This is a genomic window from Acetobacter syzygii (genome assembly GCF_000964225.1).
GTDB classification, from domain to species: Bacteria; Pseudomonadota; Alphaproteobacteria; order Acetobacterales; family Acetobacteraceae; genus Acetobacter; species Acetobacter syzygii.
Genome location: NZ_BAMZ01000001.1, coordinates 1 through 15,922 on the forward strand (window position 1 = coordinate 1; position 15,922 = coordinate 15,922).

General features: G+C 50.4%; 12 protein-coding genes and 1 pseudogene. 6 read left to right on the plus strand and 7 right to left on the minus strand.

Features of this window, described 5'->3' with window-relative positions; translation table 11 throughout:
- The first annotated feature begins 881 nt into the window (after window positions 1–881).
- On the plus strand, window positions 882–1,292 hold the full coding sequence (locus Absy_RS00005) for a hypothetical protein (RefSeq protein ID WP_084596730.1): 411 nt from the start codon (window positions 882–884) through the stop codon (window positions 1,290–1,292).
- 263 nt (window positions 1,293–1,555) lie between these two features.
- Here Absy_RS00005 and Absy_RS00010 read toward each other — a convergent pair whose 3' ends face one another.
- Both Absy_RS00010 and Absy_RS00015 read right to left on the minus strand, forming a co-directional pair.
- A complete protein-coding gene (locus tag Absy_RS00010) occupies window positions 1,556–2,515 on the minus strand; it encodes a GNAT family N-acetyltransferase (protein WP_048852690.1) in 960 nt (319 codons plus the stop codon).
- A 638-nt stretch (window positions 2,516–3,153) separates the two neighbouring features.
- Window positions 3,154–3,390, minus strand: a complete 237-nt coding sequence (locus Absy_RS00015; RefSeq protein ID WP_146802610.1) for a hypothetical protein — start codon at window positions 3,388–3,390, stop codon at window positions 3,154–3,156.
- A gap of 281 nt (window positions 3,391–3,671) precedes the next feature.
- Here Absy_RS00015 and Absy_RS00020 point away from each other — a divergent pair, with 281 nt between their 5' ends.
- Complete coding sequence (locus tag Absy_RS00020) at window positions 3,672–4,070, plus strand: acyl-CoA thioesterase (RefSeq protein WP_371263707.1); 399 nt, start codon at window positions 3,672–3,674, stop codon at window positions 4,068–4,070.
- Window positions 4,071–4,134: 64 nt separating this feature from the next.
- On the opposite strand, the pseudogene Absy_RS00025 reads toward Absy_RS00020, so the two are convergent.
- Together Absy_RS00025 and Absy_RS00030 are read right to left on the minus strand one after the other, a co-directional pair.
- Window positions 4,135–5,619 (minus strand): annotated as a pseudogene (locus Absy_RS00025) (carbohydrate porin); the annotation flags it as partial.
- 458 nt (window positions 5,620–6,077) lie between these two features.
- Window positions 6,078–7,754: an alpha-keto acid decarboxylase family protein gene (locus Absy_RS00030; protein ID WP_048852693.1), complete on the minus strand. Its 1,677-nt coding sequence runs from the start codon at window positions 7,752–7,754 to the stop codon at window positions 6,078–6,080.
- Between the two features lie 513 nt (window positions 7,755–8,267).
- Here Absy_RS00030 and Absy_RS00035 point away from each other — a divergent pair.
- A complete protein-coding gene (locus Absy_RS00035; RefSeq protein WP_048852694.1) occupies window positions 8,268–10,706 on the plus strand; it encodes a membrane-bound PQQ-dependent dehydrogenase, glucose/quinate/shikimate family in 2,439 nt (812 codons plus the stop codon).
- Window positions 10,707–10,800: 94 nt separating this feature from the next.
- On the opposite strand, the gene arsC is transcribed toward Absy_RS00035, so the two are convergent.
- Window positions 10,801–11,151, minus strand: a complete 351-nt coding sequence (gene arsC / locus Absy_RS00040; protein ID WP_048852695.1) for an arsenate reductase (glutaredoxin) — start codon at window positions 11,149–11,151, stop codon at window positions 10,801–10,803.
- 121 nt (window positions 11,152–11,272) lie between these two features.
- Between arsC and Absy_RS00045 the strand changes: the two genes are divergently transcribed.
- Complete coding sequence (locus tag Absy_RS00045; RefSeq protein ID WP_048852696.1) at window positions 11,273–12,952, plus strand: SulP family inorganic anion transporter; 1,680 nt, start codon at window positions 11,273–11,275, stop codon at window positions 12,950–12,952.
- Between the two features lie 16 nt (window positions 12,953–12,968).
- Here the strand turns inward: Absy_RS00045 and Absy_RS00050 are convergent, their stop codons facing one another.
- Complete coding sequence (locus Absy_RS00050; protein WP_048852697.1) at window positions 12,969–13,754, minus strand: sulfite exporter TauE/SafE family protein; 786 nt, start codon at window positions 13,752–13,754, stop codon at window positions 12,969–12,971.
- 42 nt (window positions 13,755–13,796) lie between these two features.
- Window positions 13,797–14,723, minus strand: coding sequence for an MBL fold metallo-hydrolase (locus Absy_RS00055; protein ID WP_048852698.1), 927 nt, complete (start codon window positions 14,721–14,723; stop codon window positions 13,797–13,799).
- Between the two features lie 106 nt (window positions 14,724–14,829).
- Here Absy_RS00055 and Absy_RS00060 point away from each other — a divergent pair, with 106 nt between their 5' ends.
- Entirely contained in the window at window positions 14,830–15,489 is a 660-nt protein-coding gene (locus Absy_RS00060; RefSeq protein WP_048852699.1) for a peroxiredoxin, read from the plus strand.
- On the plus strand, window positions 15,486–15,911 hold the full coding sequence (locus Absy_RS00065; RefSeq protein ID WP_048852700.1) for an ArsR/SmtB family transcription factor: 426 nt from the start codon (window positions 15,486–15,488) through the stop codon (window positions 15,909–15,911). Before Absy_RS00060 ends, Absy_RS00065 begins: the two co-directional genes overlap by 4 nt.
- The last annotated feature ends 11 nt before the right edge of the window (window positions 15,912–15,922 follow it).

The window sequence follows — 15,922 nt, forward strand, 5'->3', positions numbered from 1 at the left end:
GTTGCGCCCACCATTCCTGAGCCGCAGTATTCTGCGGTTTATGCCATGTCTCCCCTTAAAAATAAGCTCCGCCAAAACGGCATTGAGTAGCATCATTTTCCATTATTTGGAACCTATATCCGTGCCAGATCCGTGCCGCTTTCCAAGCCCCACCATGCGCGAATCTCTTCCCGGTAAGTGTCGGGTATTTTCTTCGTATAGCGTGCGACGATGCCTATAGTCGTCCATCCATCCTCCTTGAGAGAGAATGTCTCGGTGCACCCAGTAATGCCATGAGGCCCATGTATGTCTAAGGTCATGCGGCGTTATGGTCGGAACAAAGCACGACGGCATGACAGTCTGGCCCGCGTGAAGCGGTAGTGTTTGATAATGATACAACTGGCATAGATGGCAGAAGCAAAGTTATCACATAGGTAATCTGATATTTGGGAAACAGGTTTTTGCGTAATTGAAGTGGGGCGTGTGAGCGTTATAATCTGTTCGCGAGAGAATGGGTCTTTCGATGACGGACAAATTTTTAGAACCAATCTTCCAAATTTTCAGGCACTGACTGTGCTCCGTATGACCAGAGTTGGATTTTTGTTTTGTAAATTTCTATTGTTTTGAATGGATTTTTTTTGAATATTTAAGAATTTCTCAAAGCGTTATGGGTTCAAGGTTTCATCGTCCGGAATTAAAATCCTATAGTTAGATTTAAAAAGCCAATTATTACAATTATGGTTGAAAAATTACTTTTTAACAAAATAATATACGTTTCTGGTTAACCGCTACGTATTCTAATAACCAACTGTAGCATCATATTAGCGCCTTTAAGATAGTGCTGATTGTGTGGAGTGTATGCGTTAAAGCGGCGGATAAAAAACAATAGAGGATGATGTGTTGTGTCCATACCATCAAATTTTACTCAATATGATATTATCGATACGTTTCCTTGTTTGGCTGGTCTTGGTGCCAGTTGCTTTGGCGAAGATGCTGATATATTTGGAGATACGCTGGCCGAAGTCATTCGGGAGGAACCTAATACACGTGGTCTTTTGTATAAATTACAAACAATCGATGAATTGAGAATTTTACTGAGTTATAGTGATGAAGACGTTGTGCGCGTCAGTGATGCTGTACTCGGTATAAATCCAACCGTTGAACCGGAAGAGCCGCCTAATTGGGGTAGTTTTCCCAGTCTTCAGGCATTCTGGTCAGTTGTTCTCCACGCTTTTGAAAATGATCCCGAGGTACAGGCTGGTAGAATTTTTCCCCTATGGGCAAATGATAATCTTCTTTACCAAGAAAGTTAGAGAAATCTGTTTTATGTTTGGATGACCAGATGCCAATTTTTGATTCATATATTTTGAAACAGGTAAGCATAGTCACTTTTGGTGTTTTGGCGACATAAAATGAGAATATGATTATGTGTACAACTCTGTGAATAAGGGGGAAAATATGAACGCATGAAACAAAAATTAAGGCATTTAAACAGAATTTATTTTTATCTCTGCTTCAGAAAATTTCAGTTTCATGAAGCACAGATAAAGATTAGGGGATTTTGTGTTCCAGTATTTTAACCAGTTTTAAGAAGAAACTTATTTTTTAAAAATTTTAATGTGGAATTGGCAGATCTTTCCCATTGCCGGAGCATGGATGCGCCTAAAACTTGTGGGCGGACAATGGGGGGTAATCCAAAGCTAGCAATCATTTTTGCAGATTTTGCTGAGGCAAAACTGTCAAAATCAAATGTGAGACCTTTGTTATGGGCGTATTCCATGCTTTTCCAGATCAGGAGCATGTTAGACCCGGCAATAGTGGCTCCACGGTCTCTGGCTGATTGCCAGAAGTACAGATTGTTCTGGTCCCATATTAACACGACAGCCGCAATTAACTGCTTATGCTCATCCCACGCGCTCATGACACAGGCTTGTTCTCTCTGACAACATGCGTCAAAAATTTTTCTCATGCGCGCAAAATCATGGCTGTTTTGAGCGCGAGGCTGATCAATGAGAGAGATACGAATAAAATCGTCCAGGTTGGTATTGCAGACGACAGAGAGTTTTTTATCTGCTGTTCTAATCAGATTACGTGTTTTTTGATCGCAATTATCCCACACGTCTTTAAGGGGGATATCCAATGGAACACGAAACGTAAAAGTCTGGCCGATTGTGAATTTGCATAAAGAAAAAGCAAATGCAGTCTCATCCTCCGGATCAAGGCTTATACGCAAGCTGTCGTACGGTGGTATTTTTTTCACTAATTCGGCAATGGTATTACGGATGTTCTGCGCACGACGAAATGGCTTGGATGGGGGTAAAAATAGGCGTGGCCCAAGGGTTCGTGTGTAAGGTGGGCGTGTTATTATTCTCATGCCCAAATGAGTTTCCATGAAAATGGTTAAACTACCAACAACAAAACCGTCTTTTTTAACTTCAATCAGATCATATTGCCCATCTGTAGCGGCATTCAACCACCAGTCTTGATGAAAAATTGAAAAAGGACTTTGTTCTGTCAGGTGTGCATTAGTCATCATGATATATATGTCTTTTGTGGTCAGATTTTTATCAACAGCTATTGCATTGCAATAAATATAGCAAGAGTACATAGGAATTATTATATTATTGAGAATGATTGTCATTGTATATTTACTGATACATAAAAATTTATTTAAAGTAAAATATTAAATTTTAACTTTTTATAAATTATTAATGGATTTAATTTTTGACCTCCCCGAGGCAATTGTTTTGGTATTTTAATAATGTATTGTGGAAAGGTTTTTTGTGACATTTTTTTTTGGGTTTATTGTAAAATAACAAAATATATAATTTTTTATTAAAAATTAGATATTTTAATTAGATTTATAGGCTGATTGTATTTTTCTGTATTCTATGGCGTGTAGAAATTTAGGTTTTTAGTCATAACAAAAAATGTATTGGGTAAGCCGCATTGAATACATGTTGCTGATACCAGTGATCTGGGTAGAATCACTGGTTGGTGCTATTCTCAATAGCGTTGATGTTAGGTGGTGAAGGAGAGAGGGCAAGCATGGTCCACACTGCTGGAACATGCTTGATGCTTCTCGATACAGATTAAATTTTTATATCAAAAAAATCACGGGGAGTGAGTAATAAAAACCGGAATTAAACCATATATGAAATCAGTTGCATAAAATTATGCGTAAAATGCACCGGATGTTTTTTCTTTCAGAATGTTTTTAATTGTTTTGTCTACAAATTTTTCATTGGCAGCAACGCGCGCTTCTTTCATATCGTTGGCGTAAACTTCTCCCGTTCCACTAGTGGAAACCTGAGTATTGTCGACGCTGCTGGCACTTTTTGCTTGGAGTATGGTGTCCCGGACGTTGGTTTGCGTCTGGCCTACGTAAGAAACTGCATATCTGTACATCATAAACCCTCCCACTCTATTGATTATGAACGTGTTATTAGATTCGTGTAAAATAAAATTCTACCTGAGGAAGTGAAATTTTTGCCAAAATTATAACAAGTTCGTGATCGAAGTCCGGGCGTATGTTTTCTTGCTACGGTAGGTCGAGTGTCATCACGGATTTTTCACGTTTTGTACAGCTATGAAGGCCGGGCACATTTTTCTCTGTATGTTTGGTCAGGAATGGAGAAACATGGTCTGTGCTCATTCCATTATGAGTAGGCTACAGGGATAAGGGGCGATCAGTGGGTAGTACTGAACCAAGTGACTGGGCAACAGATGAAAATCTGGCTGTGCGGGTTGTCGCCATGCGCAGGGATACGAACGCTGCTGGCGATATCTTTGGTGGGTGGGTTGCAGCACAGATGGACCTTGCGGCCAGCACTGCGGCCGAAGGTTTTGCGGGTTGCAAGTGCGTGACTGTCGCCATTAACGGTATGGCATTCCACCATCCCATGGCGGTTGGGGATGAACTGAATGTTTACACGCGTATTGTTAAGGTCGGGCGTACATCCATTACCATTTGCGCAGAATCCGTGCGGCGCATCCGGCGCACTAACATCCGGCAGAAGGTGACTTCGGGGAACTTTGTTTTTGTCGCCGTGGATGATGAGGGACGCCCACAGACCTTAAACAAGGAGTGACTGCTCGTGTAGAGGTTGAGAAAAACCATATTGCACAGATGGTTTTTCGTTGATTTGAAGTCCCTTATAAATTGGCAATGACTTTAAGCCCGACAAGGGCTGCATCCGGGATATGGGATGTCTCGCCCGGTCTGATCATATATTCAAATTCGGGTTGTACGGTCACACCAGGAACGGCATCAATCGCGTAGTAGGCTTCGATGACATGCGAATCAGTTTGTGGCCCCCTGACCTGACTGCCCAAGGACAAGCCTGCATCCAGAGCATACATCTGTCCAAGCCGCTTGCGGTCGCTGACATGATACCACGAATACATGATGCCCAGTCTGTCAGTCAGCCGGGAGGGAATAATCCCGTTAAACGATAATCCTCCATAGGCTTCGTCCGAGATTGATGAGACATGGGGCGTGTTATGGATATACCCTGCCATCAGGTAGCCGCCTGCCATCTGGTTACGACCGCCCATGCGGTAGATCATCTGGTCTCCTTCAAACCAGAACATATCCATGGGGGCGCTGCGTTCCATGCCCGGCTGGGCCAGTAGGGTTGCCGGTTTGCTGCCCAGTGAATCTCCATAGCGCGATGTATCGTGCGCATAGCCAAATACGTAGTGGCCCGGAAGGCGGTTGCGGGTCAAAAAAGGTTGCCATGTGAATTCTATGGGGAGCATTAATCCCGTTGTCTGTTCACTTCCCCACGACCAGCCGCTTGGATTGCCGGTAAGAGGGGAGACCTGATAGGCACCAAGCTGAATCATGGTGTCCCGTGTGGGGCGGAAGCGTAGGCGTGTTCCCCATGTTGCTTTTGGGTAAACTGAAAAACCCGGATCCAGCTTTAAGGCAACAGGTGCCGAACAGGTAACCATAAAGGAGCAGATCAGCGGGGAAGTAGCAAAAACATGGGTCAGGGACATGCGACCGAAAGTTATGTCCATGCGATTGTTGAGGAACTGTTTTTCGGCATAAAGATCGACCAGATGCGCCACAACATGGCCAGATAAGCCATAAACTTCCATCAGGTTTACATAATACTCCCCCGCCATATCGTGCGATACTTCTCGTCCCGCTCTGTTCATAAGCAGTGTATGTACAGACCAACCTTCTAATCCGGCCATTTTTCCCAGATCAAAGTTCATCTGCAATGTGAGTTCATGCACGTAATCCATTCCACGGCGTATTCCGCCGTTTATGTTGGCCATGGCTTCTCCTTTATAAGTAAAAGAAAAAGCAAAACCTTTTTTTTGCAAACGTTCCCGAAAAGGCATGATCTGTGGAATAAGGTGGCTGCTCCCGGCCGTAGGGACGTAATAGGGGTCCTCCATGTCTGTCATGTGTTGGGCATCCAGCTCTGATGGGAGCAGCCATGAAGGTCCCTCGTGCGAGCTAAGAGGTTCCAAAGTCATGATATGGTGCGGTTTTTTGTCCCCATAATCATTCACGCTGGGGATATTCATGGTCGCAAGGCCCGGCCATGGTGCAACAGGCACGCCGCTCGGTGGCAGGGGGGAGTTTAGGGGGCGCTGCAAAACATGGGGGTCAGGCAACATGGATGCGTCCTGATGAATGGCATGTTCAATCAACGCCTGCGTGGTTGTTGATGTTGCAGATATGGTCTGTGCGTGCAGGACCGAGGAAGAGCATAAGGCGATTATTCCGCCTGCAATCAAGGATTTTAAATGTGATAAATGAAAAATCATGAGATGTTTTTCTAAAGTATTTTTCATGGATGATATTTTTAAAAACATAATATTTAAAACTTTAAAAACATAATATTTAAAACAAGTTTTTCTTTTATTGGGTTTGTTTTGAACCGCTGCATTTTTCGCAGCCGGTAGTCCCTGCCAACTCCTTTAAGAATTGGTGTGATCCGTAACATGAAATTTTGAAAAATGTATTATAAGATAACGTGATTTTAAGCACGTATTGGTGATTATATGTGGCCGGAATAATAAAAAACGCCCCAGACTTGCATCTGGGGCGTTCAATAAAATGGAAAAGACGAGTGGGTTTATGAAACCTGAGGCTTGCGTGCGTTGGCAGATGCTACGCGCTTGCCCCATTGTACCAGCATGTCCGTGCAGTCGGTCCGTTCGATCTGGCACTCAATAATGGTTGGACCGCGGCGGTTGGCCTGCGCTTTTTTAATAGCGTCTTCCAGTTCTGCGCCGGTGGTAACCGTAATTCCCAGACCATGGCCTTCGCCCGCGTTAAACACGTTCATCAGGCCAGCATAATCCCAGTTTTTAATGTAGTTGTAGGGGCCGTCATGAATAGCAATTTCGATGACATAACCGCGATTGTTTACAAGGAAAATAATAACTGGCAGTTCGTAGCGGACCATCTGTGCCACTTCCTGCGCGGTCAGCTGGAACGATCCATCACCTACCATGACAATATGTTCGCGATCCTGCGACCCCATGGCATTCCCAAAGGAGGAGGGTACGGACCAGCCAATGTGCCCCCACTGCATTTCCGTTTCTACACGGGCGTGGCGTGGCAGATGCATACGCATGGCGTTAAACCAGGAATCGCCGGTTTCTGCTACAAGGGTTGTTTTGGATGTGAGCATACCATTGATCTGACGGGTCATTTCATCATTCGTCAGACGTGCATCCGGGGCTGCGGGTGCAATTTTAGTATGGGTGTATTTGGAATCGCGGGCACTTGCCGGGCGGGACGGAGCTTTTTTGGCCAGAGCAGTCAGGAATTCACGCAGTGTAAAGCCTTCAAAAGTCTGCCCACCAACAGTTACACGGTTGGGGTCTGCAACCAGTACGTTCTCACCCTTGGGCCATGCGGTCCAGCCAACGGTTGAATAGTCGTTGAACACAGGGGCAATGCACAGCACGGCATCGGCTTTTTCCACCAGTTCCTGCGTACCGGGGGCCGAGACTTCACCCCAGTAAAGACCGCGAAAATTTGGGTGTTCTTCGGAGAACAGGCCTTTTGCTGCGGCCATAATGGTTACGGCACAGCCAATACGGTCAGCCAGTGCTTCGGTTTCGGCCAGAGCATGGGCGGAACGGGTTTTGGTGCCAACCAGCATAACGGCACGTTCAGATTTTTCCAGCAGGGCTACTGCGGCATCTACTGCGGCATTCAGGCTGGTCGCATCTGGTGTCAGTTCTGCCAGCAGGGCGGAAACAGGACCGGGGCGGACGCACTCGGCGGAAGAAACATTGCAGGCGATTTCGAGATAAGCAGGTTTGCGTTCGCGCAGGGCCGTGCGGATGACATGGTCGATCTTGGCTGGGGCAGAGGCTGCATCCGTAATGCTTTCCGCAGCACAGGTCACATGGCGCACCATCTCAATCTGGTAGCCATAATCCGTGTTGCCCAGCGTGTGGTGGAGCACATGGCCGCTGCCATAGTCATTGCTGTTGGGGGAGCCGGAGATAAGAATAACAGGCAGGTTTTCCGCGTAGGCACCACCAATGGCGTTCATGGCGGAAATGGCACCAACGCTAAAGGTCACAACAGCGGCGGCGGCACCGTGGGCGCGTGCGTACCCTTCGGCGCTAAAACCACAGTTCAGCTCGTTACAGCAATAGATCTGTTCCATGCCTTTGTTGAGCAGGAGCTGGTCGAGAAGAACCAGATTGTAATCCCCCGCGACAGCGAAATGATGTTTCAGGCCAATCTGGGTCAGGCGTTCGGCCAGATACATACCAACGGTGTAGGTCATGATAACTGTAGTTTCCCTTAAAAATGGTCCTGCCGTGCAGGGGTATTGCGTTAGTTAAACGCGCGATGCAGGGGGAATGTCCAATATATGAAGCTGTTATAACCCATATGTTGCCAGTATGGCTTGTGGATATCTTGCGCACGTTTTGGCGTGGTGATCTGTAAGGAATTCTGATAATTCAATGGTTTGCAAAAAGCATTCCAGCTTTACCCGAATTGGGTCCCCTGCATGGCTTGGTTGAGAGGGTGGTGTCAGCGTCTGAGCCTTTTCACCGCAACGTGATGCAGCGTGGAAGTATCTTTGTAATGCCTTGGCGGTTGATAGGTCTGCTGGTTCCCACCCCTGCAACTCGTGATTTGAAAAATTCCGAATTATTATTGACAGGATTGAATGTGATGGAACACAGACCAGCATCTTTGCCAATGTGCAGGGCGTGGACTGGTCAAGGCGGTTTATCCGGGTCTGCTGGTGCGTGGTTTTTTAAGAGTTTTAGGTGTTTTGGAGAAGAAAAGAATGGATGAACCGCTTAAGGTCGCTCATCGGTTTACGGTGGTCGATGTGTATCGGGTTCTCTTTGCACTGCTCAGTTTTGGGGTGGGGGCTGTGCTGGCCTATGGCGGCGGGCAACTGCTGGCGCTGGGCGGTTCGGCTTACTACCTGCTGGCGGGCCTTGCGTATATGGGGCTGGCAGCCTTGTTCTTTTTGCGCAAAAGCAGCGCGTTGCCTGCCTCCGTAGCGGTCTTTGCGGCTACTTGCCTGTGGGCTTTTTACGATGCTCCGCAGATTGGTTACTGGGAACTGCTGCCACGGCTGGTTGTGCCCGGCATTCTGTTTACCCTTGGTCTGTGGCTGGCAGCCTTGTTCCCCAATGTTCAGGCCGGTGCCCGGCGTTGGAGCGGCTGGGGCGGGCTTGGCATTGCGGCTGGTCTGGTGGGTACGCTGGTTGCGGCTTTTTTCCCACATGGGACGATTACCAACCCCGATGCTTTAAGCGCGGAAGCAAAGGTTGCGCAGGCGGGTAAAGCCGATGCCCCACAGGACTGGGAGTTTTACGGCCGCAGTGCTGGTGGCACACGCTTTGCACCGTATAGCCAGATTACACCTGCCAATGTGGGCCAGCTCAAGGTTGCATGGATTTATCATACAGGCCGCCGCGTGAGTGGCAGCGGTTTTGGCACGGATGAGAATACTCCCCAGCAGATCGGGAACGTGCTGTATTCCTGCACGCCAGAAAACCTGATTACGGCAATTGATGCCGATACAGGGCAAAAAATCTGGAAGTTTAACCCCAACGCCGTTACTGCCGAACACGTGAGTTGCCGGGGCGTGGGCTACTATGACATGGACAAGGATACCAGTCTGACGCAGGAGCAGAAGGCCGAGTACACTGCGCCAGACTGCCACCAGCGTATTCTGGTTTCCTCGGTTGATGCGCGGCTGTTCGCATTGGATGCCCATAGCGGCACACTCTGCACAGGCTTTGGCAACGCCGGGTATGTGGACCTCAAAAAACAGATGGGGCCAACCGAAAACAGCAAGCGCTACCACCCGACCGCCACCCCAGTGGTTATGGGGCATCTGGCGGTTATTGGTGGCTGGGTGCGCGATATTATGCACGGTGAACCCTCTGGCGTTGTGCGTGCGTATGATGTGCGCGATGGCTCCCTTGCATGGGCATGGGATATTGGTCATCCGGAGAATACGCACGAACCTGCGCCGGATCAGACTTATACTCTTTCTACCCCCAACGTGTGGACCGTCCCGACATACGATAAGGAATTGAATCTTGTTTACCTGCCCACGGGCAATGGTCCGCCAGATTACTGGGGTGGGGATCGGAATGAGGCGAATAACCGCTTCGGTGCTGCCGTTGTGGCCGTGGATGCCGCAACCGGCCAGACCCGCTGGGTGTCCCAGCTGATTCACCACGATGTGTGGGATTATGACCTGCCGTCCCAGCCGGTCATGTATGATGTGACCAATGCGCAGGGTGAAAAAATTCCTTCCCTTATTCAAACAACCAAAACGGGGCATATTTTTGTGCTCGACCGGCGGACGGGTAAGCCCGTAACCGAGGTCGTGGAAAAGCCAGTGGCAACAGCTCCTGCCGCGCAGGGGGAGCATCTTTCTCCCACGCAGCCGTTCTCTGTTGGTATGCCAACCATTGGTGCAGACCCTCTGAGCGAGAGCGCGATGTGGGGGGTAAGCACGTTTGACCAGCTTTACTGCCGGATCATGTTCAAAAACTCGGTGTATGAGGGACCATTTACCCCACCGGGAGAAAAACCTTACATCGAATGGCCCAGCCTGCTGGGGGGCATGAACTGGGGCGGTATTTCCATTGACGAAAATAGCGGGTTGATGTTCGTCAACGACATGCGGATGCCTCTGCGGATGTCTCTGGTCACGCGTGAGAATGCAAAAAAGTTCAAAGTCTCTACGGATGAGGTTCCCGGCTTTATGGGTACTATTCGCCCGCAATTGGCTGGCCCTTACGGAGGGGTAAAGATTGATATTCTTCAGTCCCCGCTTGCAGTGCCGTGCAACACGCCACCTTTTGGCACCATGACGGCAATAGACCTGCATACCAAAAAAATTGTCTGGCAGGTGCCTATGGGTACGGTGCAGGATCTGGGACCACTGGGGATTAAAACCCATTTGCCTGTGCCTATTGGTATGCCCACGCTGGGTGGCCCCACCTCTACGGCTTCGGGGTTGGTCTTTTTTGCTGGAACGCAGGACTATTATCTGCGGGCGCTGGATTCACGCACCGGGCAGGAAGTGTGGAAGCAGCGTTTGCCAGTGGGTGCGGTCGCCGCCCCGCTCATTTATCGCTCGCCTAAAACCGGTAAGGAATATGTTGTAATTTCTGCTGGGGGTGCCAGCCATTCCCCCGATGTCGGGGATTACATTATTGCCTATACCCTGCCAGATGGCGTGAGCACTCACTAACAACGGGTGTTGGCGATCAAGGGGGATTGTCGGGTTTGGTCAAATCCGACAATCCCCTTTTTTTATGCTTGGATGCGTGCCTTGTGCCTGAATGTTAAGGCAGGAGTTCCAGTACCAGATCGGCCGGGCGGCAGGTTTTTGCTCCTTTGGGTGTCACCACAACAGGGCGGTTGAGCAAAACCGGGTGCTGGGCAATGGCATCCAGTATCTGGCTGTCTGTTACTTCAGGTTTATCCAGCCCCAGCTCAGCACACAGTTTTTCTTTTGTGCGTAACAGGTCATGCGCGGGGAGTTTGCCATGGTGGACAATGTCATCCAGCTGTTTACGGTTCAATGGCGTTTTGAGGTAAAGCACGACCTCTGGCTCTATGCCCGCATTGCGCACCAGTTCCAGAACGGAGCGTGATGTACCGCAAGATGGATTGTGGTAAACTGTTACAGTCATGTTACATGCCCTTGGTTAATAAGGTGCGATTGTCGCATGTTCTGCAAAGCTGGCAAGAGTCATATGCTCCAGACCGAAGCAGCAAGATCCCATAGGAAAAAGGTAGGGAGCAAGGAGCCACGTGAGTATAAGATACGGCTGGTGGCAAAAACCGATCTCTGTCAGCCAGAATGTGTGGGCTGGGTTGTCTCTGGCTTCCATGAACATTCCGCAGGTTCTGGGGTATGCGCGTATTGCGGGTATGCCTACGGTTACGGGCTTGTACACGGTGCTTTTTCCGTTGGTTGCGTTTGCCCTGTTTGGGTCATCACGCCATCTGGTCGTTGCGGCAGATTCCGCAACTGCGGCTATTTTTTCCAGCGCCCTGTCGGAACTGGAGCCTGTTGGTAGCGCAGCCTATATTCATCTTGTTAGCGCGGTAGCCTTACTCAATGCTGCATTTTTGCTGGTGGCGCGCTTATGCCGGCTTGGATTTCTGGCCGATTTTTTATCCCGCACCGTGCTTGTCGGTTTTTTGGCCGGGGTTGGTGTGCAGGTTGGCATGAGTATGCTGTATGACATGGTGGGGCTGGACGTTGGTTCGCACAACACCGTGGCGCAGTTTATTGGGCTTATGCAGGCATGGCCGCATATCCACTGGTTGTCAGTCGTTCTGTCGTGTGTGGCGTGTGCTCTTCTGTTATGTGGTGCGCGTTTTTTTCCCGGACGGCCTGTGCCGCTGGTCGTGGTTCTGGGGGCGTTGGGGGTAAGTTGGTTCTGGGGTCTGGCGCAATATGGCGTGACCGTGCTGGGGCCAATGCAGGGCGGACTACCGCATTTTTTGGTGCCAGTAATCTCGTGGCATCAGTTTTTGGCGTTGTTGCCAGTTTCAGCGTCCTGCGTGTTTGTTATTATTGCGCAAAGTGCTGCCACATCTCATGCTTTTGCTTACAGGCTGCACGAAACGGTGGATGCCAACGCGGATATTATGGGCCTGTGTGCGGCCAATGCCGTGGCGGGGTTAAGTGGCACATTTACGGTTAATGGCAGTCCCACCCAGACCGCTATGGCTGTGCAGGCTGGAGGCACCAGCCAAAAAGCGCAACTGGTTTTTGCAGCGGTAACATTGTGTGTTCTGCTGTTTTTTACCGGTCCATTGCAATATCTGCCACGCTGCGTTCTGGGTTCTGTTGTGTTCTGCGTTGCTATTGGCATGATTGATAGGCGCGCCCTTAACCGTATTCGCATGGAAAGCCCCGGCGAGTTCCGGCTGGCTTTGGTAACCATGGGTACGGTTATTAGTATTGGGGTAGAGCAGGGAATTTTTATTGCTATTGCTCTCTCGTTATTTCGGCATGTGCGGCATAGTTACCGCCCTCACACCATGGTGCTCAAACCTGACCCCGTAACGCATGAGCTGGAAGCTGCTCCTGTGCGTGCGGGGGAGCAAACGGAACCGGGGCTGGTTGTTTACCGTTTTTGTGCGGATCTATTTTATGCAAACTGCTCGCTTTTTGCAGAAGACATTGACCTGCTGTTGTCCAAGGCGCCTGTGCCCGTGCAATGCGTGGTGGTGGATTGCAGCGCAATTACGGATATTGATTATTCCGCCGCCAGTGTTGTGCGTGATGTGCTATTCCGTTTGAACATGCGTGGAGTGCGGGTCATTTTTGGCCGCGTTGCATCGTATGCACTGGCGGATATGGAGCGGCACCGTATTGTGGCTGCCCTTGGGGAGGGCAATATTTATGCCCAGCTCCATCAGGCCATGTCTGCCGCCCGGCAATGGGTGCAGCAGACTGGTCTGGCGGTCCGGCATTAACCGGGAGGGGCATACACTAGAACTGGTGTATGCTCTGCCAGATCATATAGGCCGCAACGGTAAAAATAATGCAGGCAAACACGGTGGTCAGCCTGCCGGTGGAACCTGCCAGAGCCCGGGCCGCTTTGGTTCCCAGACTACAGCCGATTGCGCCGCCGATAATAAAAAGGCCCGCCAGCTGCCAGTCAATGTAGCCAGAGAGCATATAGCTGAATGTTGTGCTGAACCCAAAAGCAGCCACCGCCACAAGAGATGTGCCGACTGCATTGAGGATGGGCATACTGGTGGAAGCCATAAGGCCTGGCACAATCAGAAAACCGCCACCAATGCCAAAAAAGCCGGAGAGCAGCCCCGTGCCCAACCCGTAAGCCATAACTTTGGGGGCATTATGTCGGTTACAGCTTGCGCCGGGGCACCCGGTATTGTGGCGGCCGCGGACCATAAGAATACCCACACCAACCATAAGAATGGCAAAGAAAAGAAGAAGATGCTTACCATCCACGGCCTTGCCGAGTGAGGCTCCTAATAGTGCCCCCCCCACACCGCAACAGGCAAAAATACCTGCGCAGCGCCACTTTACGGTTTTGTTGCGTGCATGTTGGGCCAGACCAACCAGAGCATTGACAGCTACTGCCAAGGCACTTGTACCAATGGCAATATGCGCATTGGGAACCCCGACCAGATAAACCATAAGCGGTACGGCCAGAATGGAGCCGCCGCCCCCAACAAGCCCAAGGGTAAACCCCACCAACGCACCAGAGAAAATTTCCAGCGCAATATGCAGAAGGTGGGGTGTTAACATAGGTGCTCCAGCGCGTGGTCAGTCAGGGAAGGAATGAATAATTTATAGGCGGTTGACGGGGATCTTAATGTAGCTGACCCCATTATCTTCCGGTTCTGGCATGTGACCACCGCGAATATTGACCTGCACGGAGGGCATGATCAGGTTGGGTAGGCCAAGCGTTGCATCCCGTTTGGTCCGCATGGCTACAAAATCTTCCTCGCTTACGCCGTCATGCACATGAATATTGTGCTCACGTTCGGCTCCCACCGTGGTTTCCCATGCAAAACTGTCGCGACCGGGTGCCTTGTAGTCGTGGCAGAGGAACAGGCGGGTTTGTGGGGGCAGGGTGAGCAGGCGGCGGATGGAACGGTACAACATGCGGGCATCCCCACCGGGAAAATCCGCACGTGCCGTGCCGTAATCCGGCATAAACAGCGTATCTCCAATAAAAGCGGCATCCCCAATAACAAAGGCCATGTCTGCCGGGGTATGGCCGGGTACATGCAGGGCAGTGCAATCCAGATTGCCGAGCTTAAAGTTTTCACCATCCTTAAAGAGGTGGTTGAACTGCGAACCGTCGCGCGCAAACTCCGTTCCGGCGTTAAATATTTTACCAAAAACTTCCTGCACATGCACAATATCGGCTCCAATGCCGAGTTTGCCGCCAATTTGCTCCTGCAACCATGGGGCGGCGGACAGGTGGTCGGCATGGGCATGTGTTTCCAGTTGCCAGACTACATGCAGGTTTTGAGCGCGCACATACTCCACAATCTGCTGGGCGGAGGCGTAGTTTGTGCGGCCCGATGCGGCATCGTAATCCAGAACGCTGTCTATGACTGCGGCTTCTTTTGTGGCGGGGTCGTGCACAACATGGCTGGCTGTAAAAGTCGCAGGGTCAAAAAAACTCTGGACGACGGGCCGGGTCTGTGGGTGGCGGAGCACCATCAGAATCTGGGCCGTAGCTGTTGTGATGGCGGTATCCGACATGGGAGACTCCGATTGTTTATAACTTACTGTAACATTGTATATTTAATTTCACTAAATATGAAACCATCTTGCGTCAAGATCTGGATTTCGCGTAAAGGAAACGGCCATGAATGATCGCATAGCTGATGCCTGTCCTCTCGCGCCTCTTTCTTCTGCCCTGAAGATCGGAGATGCTGCTCCTGACTTTCCGGCCAGAACAACACAGGGCGACTTTACGCTGAGCGATATGCGCGGGCGATGGGTTATCCTGTTTGCGCATCCGGCGGACTTTACACCGGTTTGTACTAGTGAATTTATTGCCATTGCCCGGGCTGTTCCACAGTTTGAGGCCATGAACTGCGCACTGGCCGGGTTGTCGGTGGATAGTCTGCCTGCGCATCTGGCATGGCTGGAGGCTATACGGACCCGTTTTGGTGTGACCATCTCCTTCCCTGTCATCGAGGATCCATCGCTGGCGATTGCCCGTGCCTATGGCATGTTGGATGTGGATGCGCGCAACAGTGCAACGGTACGGGCTGCGTATTTTATTGACCCCCATGGCATTGTGCGCGTGATTACATGGTACCCCGCAACAGTGGGCCGGTCTGTGGCTGAAATGCTGCGTGTGCTGGCCGCGTTGCAACGTGTTGAGCAAGGGGATGTCATGACTCCTGAAGGCTGGGTGCCGGGGGCGGATGTTGTGTTGCCCGCAGGGCAGACACAAAACGAAGTTCTGGCGGCAGGTCCGGACTGGTTTATGACCATGCAGCGGGATACGCGGGGATGAGTGCTCTGTCGGTTGAGGAAGCGCGGCAACTTGTTGAGCGGATAAAGTTGTTTGCCCAACCGCAACGTCTGATGATTCTGGATGCTTTGCTGGAAAAAGGCTCTCTTGCCGTAGGGGAACTGGAAGCCTGCACAGGTATTGGCCAGCCAACGCTTAGCCAGCAGCTTGGAGCTTTACGCCGGGCAGAAATTGTTGTGCCCCGGCGGGAGTCCCGTACCATCCATTACAGCCTTGCCAGTGAGGAGGATGGTTTGCGTGTACGCGCTCTTTTGGGGCTGCTGCGCGGAGATCACGCGGCTTTGCCTGCCCTTCATGCTGTGTCTGAGCGATATGGCGGGGGGAAGCGCACAACCGCCCAGCGGGAGGCAGAAGGTGGCGCGCAGTTTGCGCGTATTCGTATGAACGACCCGCAGCGCCAGTAGTCGAGGGATGG